At 58.9% G+C, this 11,916-nt stretch carries 9 protein-coding genes and 1 pseudogene; 8 read left to right on the top strand and 2 right to left on the bottom strand.

The annotated features are described in order from the left end of the window. Positions 1-3: 3 nt before the first annotated feature. Positions 4-1,209: an efflux RND transporter periplasmic adaptor subunit gene (locus AC097P_RS08805; RefSeq protein ID WP_479610017.1), complete on the bottom strand. Its 1,206-nt coding sequence runs from the start codon at positions 1,207-1,209 to the stop codon at positions 4-6. 265 nt (positions 1,210-1,474) lie between these two features. On the opposite strand from AC097P_RS08805, the gene pbpC reads away from it, so the two are divergent. Beyond that, positions 1,475-3,769 (top strand): penicillin-binding protein 1C, encoded by a 2,295-nt coding sequence (gene pbpC / locus AC097P_RS08800; RefSeq protein ID WP_479610016.1) that lies wholly within the window; start codon positions 1,475-1,477, stop codon positions 3,767-3,769. A gap of 5 nt (positions 3,770-3,774) precedes the next feature. On the opposite strand, the pseudogene AC097P_RS08795 reads toward pbpC, so the two are convergent. Then, positions 3,775-4,194: pseudogene (locus AC097P_RS08795) on the bottom strand (lectin-like protein); the annotation flags it as partial. Between the two features lie 412 nt (positions 4,195-4,606). Here AC097P_RS08795 and AC097P_RS08790 point away from each other — a divergent pair. The 7 genes from AC097P_RS08790 to AC097P_RS08760 all read left to right on the top strand — a co-directional run bounded on the left by AC097P_RS08790 (position 4,607) and on the right by AC097P_RS08760 (position 11,913). Beyond that, a complete protein-coding gene (locus tag AC097P_RS08790; RefSeq protein ID WP_479610015.1) occupies positions 4,607-5,722 on the top strand; it encodes an ABC transporter substrate-binding protein in 1,116 nt (371 codons plus the stop codon). An 8-nt stretch (positions 5,723-5,730) separates the two neighbouring features. Next, positions 5,731-6,282 (top strand): methylated-DNA--[protein]-cysteine S-methyltransferase, encoded by a 552-nt coding sequence (locus AC097P_RS08785; protein WP_479610014.1) that lies wholly within the window; start codon positions 5,731-5,733, stop codon positions 6,280-6,282. Positions 6,283-6,682: 400 nt separating this feature from the next. Continuing rightward, positions 6,683-7,336, top strand: coding sequence for a methyl-accepting chemotaxis protein (locus AC097P_RS08780; RefSeq protein WP_479610013.1), 654 nt, complete (start codon positions 6,683-6,685; stop codon positions 7,334-7,336). 11 nt (positions 7,337-7,347) lie between these two features. Next, on the top strand, positions 7,348-7,902 hold the full coding sequence (locus AC097P_RS08775; RefSeq protein WP_479610012.1) for a hypothetical protein: 555 nt from the start codon (positions 7,348-7,350) through the stop codon (positions 7,900-7,902). Positions 7,903-7,933: 31 nt separating this feature from the next. Beyond that, on the top strand, positions 7,934-8,908 hold the full coding sequence (locus AC097P_RS08770) for a chemotaxis protein CheX (RefSeq protein WP_479610011.1): 975 nt from the start codon (positions 7,934-7,936) through the stop codon (positions 8,906-8,908). An 18-nt stretch (positions 8,909-8,926) separates the two neighbouring features. Beyond that, entirely contained in the window at positions 8,927-9,295 is a 369-nt protein-coding gene (locus AC097P_RS08765; RefSeq protein ID WP_479610010.1) for a response regulator, read from the top strand. A gap of 218 nt (positions 9,296-9,513) precedes the next feature. Beyond that, a complete protein-coding gene (locus tag AC097P_RS08760) occupies positions 9,514-11,913 on the top strand; it encodes an MCP four helix bundle domain-containing protein (protein ID WP_479610009.1) in 2,400 nt (799 codons plus the stop codon). Positions 11,914-11,916: the final 3 nt, after the last annotated feature.

The raw sequence follows: 11,916 nt of genomic DNA, 5'->3' as shown, positions 1-11,916 counted from the left end.
GGCTCAAGCAGGCTTGGCAATGCTGGCCGGTGCGCTGGCCGGCGCTGCGGTGGCGCGCACCACAGCCGGTGCCCCGACCTTCAGGCTGCCCATGCGCACGCGGACCACATCCACGCCCTGCGCAAGGCCGCTGTTTACTTCTACCAGACCACTGGCCTCGTCACGGGTGCCCAGGCCCACGGCCCGCTTGGCCAGCTTGCCGGATTCCACCGTAAAGACATAGCTTTGTCCCGCTTCTTCAAACAGCGCACTGGCCGGTACCACGGGCACGGGCTTGGACTGCGACAACGTGATCTGCCCTTGCGCGAACATGCCGCCTTTGAGCAAACCACCCGCATTGGGCACCGCCACGAACAGCTTGATCGCGCGCGAGCCGGCGTCGGCCACCGGGTTGATGCGTTCCACCTTGCCCTCGAACGCGCGGTCGCCAAAACCATCCACCCTGAACTGCACCTTTTGTCCCGGCGCAATACCCGCAATGTCAGACGCCGGCACCGACACCTCAAGCTCCAGCCGAGACAGGTCAACAATGGTCACTAACGCCGCATCGGGCAGTACGCGCTCGCCGCCGTTGACCATGCGCTTGGACACGGTGCCACTGATGGGCGCCCGCACCACTGCGTCGTCTAGTGCTTTTTTGGCGAGTTGGACCTGGGCATCGGACCACTGCACCGCGGCCTGGCTGCCTTGGTAAGTACTGAGCAATTGGTCAAATGCATTCTGTGAAATGAAGTTTTGCTTCAGCAGCGCCTGGTTGGTGTCGCGGTTGCGCTCGGCAATAGCCAGCCTTGACCGGCGCTCGGCCTGCTCGGCCTTCGCCGCGTCCAGGCGGGTGCGCAAATCTGTGGTGTCCAGTTCCGCCAGAACGTCGCCCTGCTTCACGGCCAGCCCCTCGCGCACCAGCACCTTGCGCACCTCCCCGGCCACCGTGGCCTTCACCACAGCCTGGGTCAGCGGCATCAGTGTGCCCGATACCGAGCTGGTGCGCACCAACGGCTGCAGGCGAACGGTGGCGATGTCATTGGGCGTGAACTCCAGCGTCACGGCCGGCGCATTCTTCTTGTCGGCATCCGCAGGACGCGCTGTCGAGTTCTTGGAAACCAAAAAAGCCGCAGTGCCGCCCGCAGCCCCCAGCGCGATCAGCGACAGCCAGATCAGCTTGCGCCGCGCGGGGGTGGATGCCGAGGAAGAAAATGTAGGGTGTTGCATGGTGTGTCTCTAAAGGGTGCTTGAACGCAAGCGGCCCATGGTGTACGGTCTATTCTGCGGCTGCCACTGCAGCTTCCATCACGCCAAAAATTGTAGGCTGTTGTCCAAACTGCGCGGACCTTAAAGCAATCTGCCACCCAGTGCCGGATCTTTGTGATGAACCGGGCAATTGGCGGGATGGGTGGCAATTTTGACCGCCCGGGCCGCGGCCCGTGCCAAACCGCCAATGGGTCTCTACCGATTCCGCTATTCTGTGGCCCACACCATGACAGCTTTTTGCCCCCTGCTCGACCACCCAGCACCGCGCGCCCATCGCACGCGAATTTTGTTTGCTACTTTTTTCATAGCTGCTTACGCTCATTGCGCGTGGGCTGCAGCCTCTTTTTCTGAAGTAAAGGCAGCCTACCAGCCGTCTGACACGCTGGTGCTGGACCGCCAGGGCGAGCTGCTGCACCGCCTGCGTACCGACACCACCGTGCGCCGCGGCCAATGGGTAGCGCTGGCCGACGTCTCGCCCGCACTACGCACGGCGCTGGTGCTGTCCGAAGACAAGCGCTTCTACGAGCACAGCGGCGTGGACTGGCAAGCCGCCACCAGCGCAGCCTGGGCCAACCTGTGGAACAGCAAGACACGCGGTGCATCCACGATCACGATGCAGTTGGCCGGCCTGCTGGATGAAGACTTGAAACGCAACTCCGGCGGGCGCAGCGTGGCCCAAAAGCTGGGCCAGACAGTATCCGCCAGCCTGCTGGAGCGCGGCTGGCGAAAGGACCAGATTTTGGAGGCCTACCTGAACCTGGTGCCGTTTCGGGGTGAGCTGGTTGGCATAGACGCCATGAGCCAGACGCTGTTCGGCAAGGCAGCGCACGGGCTGGACGCGCGCGAGGCCGCCGTGGCCGCGGCGCTGGTGCGCGCACCCAATGCCAAACCGGCTCAGGTGGTGCAGCGCGCCTGTGCCGTGCTGCAAAGCCTGGCACCGCCCGGTGCCAAGCGCGGCTCCGGTGCTACCGCAGGGGCCGGCACAGACACCGACTGCGAAGCGCTAGACCTATTCACTACGGCCGTGCTGCAGCGGCGCGACTATGCGGCCAGCGAGGGCATTGCGCCGCATGTGGCGCGGCAGTTGGTGCGCGGCGCGCGGACCCCTTCCATCCGCACCACCCTCAACGCCGCGCTGCAACGCTACGCGGTACAAACGTTGCGGCAGCACTTGCGGGAACTGGCCGGCCGACACGTAGAAGACGGCGCGCTGGTCGTGCTGGACAACGCCACCGGCGAAGTGCTGGCCTGGGTCGGCTCGTCCGGTGGCGACATCAGCAACGCGGCCGAGGTGGACGGTGTCACCGCGCTGCGCCAACCCGGCTCTACGCTTAAACCTTTTTTGTATGCCCAGGCGATTGCCGAACGGCGCATCACCGCGGCGTCGCTGCTGGAAGACTCGGGCACGCAGATACAAACATCAGGCGGACTCTACATTCCGCAGAACTACGACCACCAGTTCAAGGGCTGGGTGTCTGCCCGCACCGCGCTGGGCGCGTCGCTGAACGTGCCGGCGGTGCGCACGCTGGTCATGGTGTCGCCAGACGCCTTCCAGAAACAACTGGTCCGCTTGGGCCTGCCGTTCAAGGAGGGTGGCGATTTTTATGGCTACAGCCTGGCGCTGGGCAGTGCCGAGGTCTCGCTGCTGAATCTGGCGAATGCCTACCGCGCGCTGGCCAACGGCGGGCGCACCAGCCCGATCACGCTGACCCTGAAGACTACACCCGACAACAAACCCGCCTGGCGCACCGCATTGGACCCGCGCGCCGCCTTCATCGTCGGCGACATCCTGAGCGACACCAATTCCCGCGCCCGCACTTTTGGCACCGACAGCGTGCTGGCCACCCGGTTCTGGAGCGCCGTCAAGACCGGCACCAGCAAGGACATGCGCGATAACTGGGCCATGGGCTGGTCGCAACGCTACACGGTGGGCGTATGGGTGGGCAATGCCAGCGGCGCGCCCATGTGGGATGTGAGCGGCACCACCGGTGCAGCCCCGATTTGGGCCGCCGTGATGCAGTACCTGCACGCCAAACAGCCCAGCCGCGCTCCCAAGCCGCCGGCCGGCGTCGTGCAGGCCACAGTGCAGTTTGCAGACCCCAACCCCAAGACCAGCGGCCCCACTGCGGCGGAGGCTGCCCGCACCGAGTGGTTTCTGCAAAGCACCCAGCAGCAAAGCTTTGCTATGAATTCAGGAGCTGCTTACGCACGTCCCACGAGGGCTACAGGCCCAAAACGCTTGGAAGCATCCGGCAAACAGGTGGCACGCATCACCGCACCCACTACTGGCACCATCATCGCGCTGGACCCCGACATTCCACCCAAGCACCAGCGCGTGAGCTTCGTGGCCGAAGGCAGCGACCTGCGCTGGTTGATGGATGGCAAGGTCTTTGCCAAAGGCCCGTCAGCCCAGTGGCTGCCCTGGCCAGGCCGGCATGTGGTGCAGATAGCCGATGCCAAAGGCCAGGTGCTGGACGAAGTGCGGCTGGAGGTGCGCGGCGCCGGGGTGGTCGCCCGCTGAACCGATCAGGTGGCCGCAGTGACCTTCTTCGCGCGGCGGCGTGCAATACCGCCGACCAGTCCCAAGCCGGCCAGCATCAAGGCGTAAGACTCTGGCTCGGGCACGGCAGAGATTTCGACCACACCGTGCTGGGGAAAGGCGTAAGTTGACACGTTCTGCAGATCATTCCATTGGCCGTTGCTGTAGGTATGGGCGTAGTTTTCGCCGCTGCAGCAGTTATTGGGTTCGCCGCTGGCCCAGTTGGTATAGGTGACTGCCTGGCCATTGGTCCAGGCAAAGGTCGGTGCATTGGGGGAAACGCGGAACAGGCCGAGCCACAGTGTCGTCTGCGAGCCCCATGTGGTTGTCAAGAAAGTGTTTTCAGCAGCGTTGTCCACGGCTACCAGGTGGCCGCCCAATGAGACGGCATAAGCCTCGCTGTCGGTCCAGCTGGCTTCGGACAGCAGCTGGTAGGTGTTGCCGTTGTAGGTGGCGGTGTCCAGAATGCTGATGGCATTTGCCGCACCGCAAACCAGAACGCTTGCCGCGATGGCCGCTTTAACAAAACTTTTAATCACGGGGTTCCCCAGTACTGCAAAGAAAATTAAAGCACCGAATCAGCGCTTGAGCGGCCCAATATAGGGTGGATAGGCAGGTCGAACAATAGTCCGTTCGGACTATGCGGACCTCTGCGCAGCGGCCCCCCTTGGCCCCTTTTACAGGATTCATGCTATGCAAATTTGGCCTCCGTCAGGGGTGAAAACCCCAACGCACATCGCGAACACATAGGCCTATAGTCTGCTGCACAGGCAAGTTGGGCCTGTGTAAAAAATTAAACACATAAGTCAGAGGTAGACCTTGATTCCACACAAGCCCGTGCTGCTGCTCATCTTTGCCATCGCCACCGTGTTGGGACTGGGCGCGCCCGCCCACGCGCAAGAAGGTGTCTCCAAGACGAGCATCGTTCTTGGGCAGTCGGTTGCGCTGACCGGGCCGTCCAGCCAGTTGGGTCAGTCTTTTGCGCAGGGGGCCAAACTGTACTTTGACCGCCTCAACGCGGCCGGAGGCGTGCATGGCAGAAACATTGAACTGGTCACCCTGGATGACGGTGGCGAGCCCGCCAACACGGTAGCCAATACCAAAAAGCTGCTGGCGCAAGGTGTGTTCACACTGTTTGGCTATTACGGCTCACCGCAACTAACAGCGGCTTATGCCGCCGCCAAGGGCAACGACGTGATGTTCTTCGCCCCGATGGCTGCCGGCGATGAATTCCGCGGCGCGCTCTACCCCAACGTCTACTCGGTGCGGCCGGGTTACTCCGAAGAAGCCGCAGCCATTACCAACCACTCCCAAACCCTGGGTGCCCGCAAGCTGGCCATACTGCATTCGGCCGATGGCGAATCCATGGCTGCACTGGAATCGGCCGAGCGCACGATGACCAGCCTGGGTGCCAACCTGCTGATCAAGACACCGATCGAGAACATCGACAAGGCTTTGCAGACCAAGCCAGAGTCCGTCTTGGTGATCAGCGATCCCAAGGGAGCAGCCACCGCGATCCGGGAATTGCGTACGCGCCTGTTCCGTGGCCCGGTATATGGCTTCTCCAATACCGGCGAAAGCCTGCTGGCCGACCAGCTGGGCGGGGCGGGAGCAGGTGTGGTGGTGGCGCGCGTGGTGCCCAAGAGCGACAACAGCAAGTTTGCACTGGTGCGCGAGATGCTGGCCGACATCAGCGCAGCCAAACTGGGCAAACCCAACGTCTACATGCTCGAGGGCTACATTGCCGCCCGCGTGTATGCCTATGCGCTGCGCAAAGCCGGCAAAGACCCGACCCGCACCAAGCTGCACAGCGCCATGGACGCTATGGACGACGTCAATATTGGCGACTTCCGCGTGCATTTTGCGCAAGACCGCGTAGCTTCCAAACTGGTGCAGCTCGGAGTCATCGATGCCACAGGGCGGGTGCGGGAGTAAGCCCGACCGTGCCCACCACAGAAGCGTATGCCCTGTTCCCCACTGTGCTGGGGTACTGCGGCATCGCCTGGGGTGAGCGGGGCCTGACGGGCGTGCAACTGCCCCAGGCCGATAAGGCCGCCACCCTCGCCCGCATGGGCCAGCGGTTCCCCTATTGCACTGAGGCCGCACCGCCTGCCGCCGTGCAAGACGCCATCACTGCCGTAACCGCTCTTTTGGACGGTGCGCCAACGCAACCTGCAACCCTGAGCCACCTGGTGCTCGACATGGAGGGCGTGCCGCCCTTTCACCAACGGGTTTACGCACTGGCGCGCCAGATACCGCCGGGGGAAACGCTGACCTACGGCGAACTGGCGCGGCAGCTGGGCGAACCCGGTGCAGCCCGCGCCGTGGGCCAGGCGCTAGGGTCCAACCCCTTTGCCCCAGTCGTACCTTGCCACCGTGTACTGGCAGCCGACGGGCGCTCGGGCGGATTCTCGGCCACAGGCGGCGTATCCACCAAGCTGCGCATGCTGCTGACCGAGCGCGCACAGTTCAACGGCCCCGGGCTGTTCGACTAGCACCGCAACTCCCAAGAACCTCGATGGTGACGGCATAAAAGATCCCGGCGAGAGCGTAAAACCGGCCGGGCTTGGTGTCATGCCATTGGGCAAGGGTCGAATCGTTTTCTGTGGCGATACCAACCTCTGGGAGCAAGTGCCGAAACCCCTTCTACAGAACACGCTGCGCTGGCTCTCAAATTGAGGGATCACTACCTGTTGACGCACCCCCCGCGCCTGCGAGTTTTTCTATAGCGCAATAGAGTCACTTTCGATGATCGCATCTCACTTTCTTTCCACTTGTCGGCTGTCTATGTTAGGCTAGTCACACCAAGCGTTAATGCATTGAGGTGCCATGGGTAACACATCATTGGTTTTACTTTTTGCGGCTGTTGCCGTAGCGTGTGTCCTGGGCTGGCGCATGTTGAAACTCAAAGGTGCGCTTGCGACAATGGTGGACGCGCAAGAGGCAGCAGCCAAAGAGCAACACTTGCACGAGTTGCTGGATGCGGAACGAAGAGAAAGCAAAGATTTTCGTGAAGCCTCAGAGCGGCAGCAGGCCGCGCTTGAGTCAGAGTTGGCACGTTTACGATCGGAAGTCCGCCCGGACGCGCTTGATCAGCTTGAAAAAATCCAGCAATCCAGTGCCACCGCGCTGGACGGAAGCAAGGCTTTATCCGGCGAGATCCTCACGCTGTTGGATTTGGTCAAAACCTTTGAACGCTGGCATGCCGATATGAATGAGCTCATCATTCACAACCGGGCTATGCATGAAAAGAATGACGAGTTTGCATCAATCGTCAAGTACATGATTATTGTCACGCTTAACGCCTCCATTGAGGCGGCCCGGGCTGGTGCTTCCGGACGCGGCTTCGCAGTGGTTGCCGATGAAATGCGAAATCTGGCAGCGCGTGCCGAGAGCCTGTCGGAAGGTTATCGCAATAGCCTGCACCAAAATGACTTGATTACGACCACCACGTTCCAGGACCTCCAAGCCGGTGGAAAGATGATCATCGGCTCCCTGACAGGGCTGAACCTGATCAACAACAAGATTAAAGATGGATTGACTTCCTGAGTTGACGCCAAATGATCAGCAACCGAGCACGCAACAGTTTTGACCAAATGCTGATGCTGGGCATGAAAGCCAGTATGGGAGGCGCATCTCCGGAGACCTGCCAGATTGAAGTACTTGCAAATCCAGAGGAAATTCGGGAAACCACGGTGGTAATGCTCACCGTAGCATCGTTCCTGTTCCGACTCTCAGTGGTGATTTATTTTTCGTCGGATGACACGACCAAAGCCTATTTTGCGCGCCTCAACAATATTGACCCGGCAGAGATGACAGACCAGGCATACCTGGATGCTATCCGGGAGTGCGGCAACATTTGTTGCGGTACCTTGAACCGTGAATTGGCCCGTGTCTGTCCGCATGTTGCCATGTCCACGCCCAATATTATTGAGCGCGAGTGCGTCGACCATTTGAGTTCTTTGAATGGCGGGCATCTTCAATATTTTCGCGCCACCATGGACGGGGGCCAGCAGTTGCATGCGAGCGTATGCGTGCGTGACTACGCAGATATCGATTTTGATTGGACGATGATCGAAGAAACCACTGCAGCAGGAGAGATGGAGTTCTTTTAGCAAAGATTGAATGGTCTCGAAGGGAATAGAAATGTCCGAGCAGACAAAGATAGTCAGTAAAGTTTTGGTACTTGACGGCGATGCGGGTTGCTTTGAAAGTATCAAAGTCTTCTGCGATAGCAATGGTCTGGTGGGGCTAAAAGTGCTACCCGACAACGTCATGGCAGTGCTGCGCTCCAACCTCGACTTAGGCGCTATTTTGTTGTCCGAAACATACGCCGGCAGCGCGCAGGGGGGCAACGTACTGGCGCGGAAAATCCATGCGGTCAGGCCAGAGTTGCCGATCTTCTTGCGCCGTGAAGTGGAAGACGGTCTGAACGATTTGTCTGACCGTGATCGCCTGCTCTACAGTGCGGCGTACACCATCGGCAATATTTCCAAACTGCAAACGGTTATTGATGAGTTCATCTTCAGCCGGTCTTACCCCAATGCGCTGGTCCGTGGGATCACAGAAATTGCGATTCCTGCGCTGGAGAGCCAATTCAAGTCCATGCAAGTTGAAGTCGAAGCGCCCTACCTGGTGCGGGATCGTTTGATCTTCGGCGAAATCTTCACGCTTATCCCCTTGGAAAGTAGCTGGTGCCGAGGCTACATGATGTTGCAAACGGAAGAAGAAGCCTTGATGCGTTGTGTGAAGTCCGGTCGGACTTTTGTCAACCCTGAAGAAGCCTACGACTTTCGAAACCTCAATGGGCTACTGGGTGAAATCACCAACCTGATCTGGGGTGCGATCAAAAACCGCTACCTGTCGAGTGTCCGTGACGGTGTCTACCTGTCTCAGGTGCCGATCATCATCAACAATTTACACCGGTACATTTCGTTCGGCTCGGACAACCCACAACTGTGCTTCAAGTACACCGTCACAGATGCCAATGATCCGGCGTTTCAGCCGCTGGTGCTGCAACAGAAATTCGTTTTCAATTTGAATTGGTCTCCTGAGGAGTTTTCTGAAAATCTCACTTCGGTAGACGAGTTGGTTTCTTCGGGTGAATTGGAATTTTTTTAACACATTGAGAGGTTGGACATGGCGCAAATTTTGGTAGTTGATGATTCGAGCACCGTCCGCAACGAAGTGGGCGACTTCTTGCAGAAAAATGGGTTGACGGTTGCCCTGGCTGTTGATGGGCGAGACGGCTTGGTAAAGCTCAAGGCGGACCCTGCGATCAAGCTGATCGTCTGCGACGTGAACATGCCGAATATGGATGGTCTGACTATGGCAGAAAAAGTTCGCAGCGAACTGAACAACAGCACGGTGAACATTGTGATGCTCACGACCGAGAATTCGCCGGTCATGAAAGAGCGTGGCAAGGCAGCGGGCATCAAAGGCTGGATCGTGAAACCCTTCAAGGGCGACGCCGTGTTGCCGTCGTTCAAAAAGCTCGTCGGCATGTAATTCGCCCTGCCTCCATACCCATGGTTGGTGGAACGATACTTGCTTGGCTTCTGCCAAGGTGTCTTTGCATCCAGTGAAAATGTTGTTTTCGCATCGTCCAATTTAGGAATCGCAAAATGGAATCTGATCCAAAAGAAAGCTCGAGGGCCGTGGTATCTGATTCGCTATCAAAAGGTCGGCCATCTCCAGACAACCCGGCCCCAAAAGCGCCGGGTGGCATGGTCCAGACGATTCGGGAGGCGATCGATGGACTGTCGGTGCGCGCCAGCCTGGGGCTGGCTTTTGCCTGCGTGGTCACGGGCGCCCTGGTTATTGGCGTGTTCTCCCTATTCCAGATGGGGCGACTGAATGCCTCCACCCGCGTCATTTACGACCAGGAATACACCGCGGGGCAAGCCGCCGAGCAGGTGCGCAGCAATGTGTTACGTGCCAGCCGTGCAGAAACGCAATTGTTGACCGCCAGCACGGCACAAGAACGCGAAACCTTGGGCAATAACATTGAGACAAGCTTGGCCGAAGTGGATAAGAAGATCGCGGTCATCCAGGGCCTGTCCAGCGGCCCAGAGGCGGCCGAAACGACCAAGCAATTGGTCGAAATCCTTGCCAAGTGGTCCAAGCGCCTGCGTGAATATGTGAAGTTCGTCAAGGAGCAACCGCTGTCCTACCTGGAAATGGATGTCGGCGTCTCTTTGGAAGATGCCGGTTTGCTGAACGAAACCCGCAAGGTCGAAAAAATTGTCGACAGCCTGGTGGCCCAACGCAGCCAGTCCGCCTTGGCCACCCTGCAAAAGACGGGTGAGATTTACAAAACCTCTGTGGTGTGGGTGATTGGTATCGTTGTGCTACTGGTAGCCATGTCCGTCGCTGTAGGAAGCTGGGTGATCTTGCGATTGACGCGCCAGCTTGGCGGCGAGCCTGCCTATGCCAAGTCCATTGCCGGCCGCATTGCCGACGGGGATTTGACCATGGTCATCAAACTGGCCGAAAACGACACACATAGCCTGTTGTACTCCCTGCACGAGATGCAACACCGCTTGGCAGAGCGCACAGAGCAGCTGCGGCAGAAAACGAACGATATCAATGCCATGCTGCAAAACATGCCCCAGGGTGTGCTTACGGTGGTCAAGGGTGGCAACATCCACCCCGAGTATTCCGCTTACATGGCCACTATTTTTGAAACAGACGCTATCGCTGATCGGCCGGTGATGGAGCTGGTGTTCAGCGGCTCTAACCTTGGCGCCGACATACTGTCGCAAATCGACACCACCATCAGCTCTGTGATCGGCGAGGATGAGATGCAGTACGAATTCAATTCGCACTTGCTCGTTACCGATTTTGACCTGACGATGCCTGATGGGCGCGTGAAGTCGGTGGCGCTGAGCTGGTCGCCGATCTCTGACACCAGCGGTGTCGTTGATAAGCTCATGCTATGTGTGCGCGACGTGACCGAGTTGAAGGCATTGGCTGCAGAGGCGGGACAGCAAAAGCGAGAGCTCGACATCATTGGCCAAATTCTGGCCATCAGCCAAGAAAAATTCTCCGGATTTATTGACGGCTCAGTCGAATTCTTGGCTGAAAACAAAAAAATTATCGATGCCGTGGGCGTCACCCCCAAGGGTGGCCTTGACCCCGATACGGCCACCCAGTTGTTTCGCAACATGCACACCGTCAAAGGTAATGCGCGTACCTACGGCCTGCTACACCTGACAAACTTGGTTCACGAAGCTGAGCAGACCTACGAAGAACTGCGCCAAAACGCAGATGCCGAGTGGAACCAAGAAAAGCTGCTGGGTGAACTGGCCAGCGCATCGGCTGCCATTGAAGAATACGCACATATCAACAAGGTCAAATTGGGCCGAACAGGGCCGGGGCGTCGTGCGGGTGTCGAGAAATACCTCATGGTGCAGAAGGTAGACATTCAAGACGCGCTGGATTTGATGGACGACTCCGTGCGCGGGAATGATTTGGAGCTCATGAGGGCAGCCCACATGCGCGTGCACAACATGCTGCAAATGCTAGGCACCGTGCGTGTGCAGGAAGCTCTGGAGGGCATTGTGGAATCTCTTCCATCGCTTGCCAAGGAGTTGTCTAAAGAGCCGCCAAAAGTCAGCATCGACGACCACAACATTGTGCTTCGTACGCAGATTGCCGATTTGTTGAAGAACGTCTTCATGCATCTCTACAGAAACTCCATCGACCACGGTATCGAAGCGCCAGAAAAGCGCCTGGCCAAAGGCAAGCCCGCCGCGGGGCACATCCACCTGGACGTGTCGTTGGCTGACGGGCGTGTGCTGCTCAAGCTTGGCGACGATGGTGCTGGACTGGCGGTTGCCTTGATACAGCAAAGGGCGATTGAAAAAGGTCTCTTAGGGGCCGATGAACAACCCAGCCCTGAAGAAATTGCCCAACTCATTTTCGCCCCGGGCTTCTCTACTGCAGCAGTGGTGACAGAGGTGTCGGGCAGGGGTGTTGGCATGGACGCAGTGAAGAGTTTTGTCGAGCGCGAAGACGGAACCATAAGCTTGGTGTTTCGCAGTTCCGACACCAGCAGTAGCCACCGTGCCTTTGATACGGTGATCAGCATGCCAGCCAAGTTTGCCGTTCAGGCGATAGCTTAGGGG

This window comes from Rhodoferax sp. ZS1R8 (genome assembly GCF_056521325.1).
The sequence above is the reverse complement of the archived record's forward strand: the minus strand, read 5'-3'. Positions and strand labels throughout refer to the sequence as shown.

Bases quoted from the DNA above. Each gene is read 5' to 3' on its own strand.
- AC097P_RS08805 (WP_479610017.1), bottom strand. From the start codon at position 1,209: ATGCAACACCCTACATTTTCTTCCTCGGCATCCACCCCCGCGCGGCGC.
- pbpC (WP_479610016.1), top strand. From the start codon at position 1,475: ATGACAGCTTTTTGCCCCCTGCTCGACCACCCAGCACCGCGCGCCCAT.
- AC097P_RS08780 (WP_479610013.1), top strand. From the start codon at position 6,683: ATGTTGAAACTCAAAGGTGCGCTTGCGACAATGGTGGACGCGCAAGAG.
- AC097P_RS08775 (WP_479610012.1), top strand. From the start codon at position 7,348: ATGATCAGCAACCGAGCACGCAACAGTTTTGACCAAATGCTGATGCTG.
- AC097P_RS08770 (WP_479610011.1), top strand. From the start codon at position 7,934: ATGTCCGAGCAGACAAAGATAGTCAGTAAAGTTTTGGTACTTGACGGC.
- AC097P_RS08765 (WP_479610010.1), top strand. From the start codon at position 8,927: ATGGCGCAAATTTTGGTAGTTGATGATTCGAGCACCGTCCGCAACGAA.
- AC097P_RS08760 (WP_479610009.1), top strand. From the start codon at position 9,514: ATGGTCCAGACGATTCGGGAGGCGATCGATGGACTGTCGGTGCGCGCC.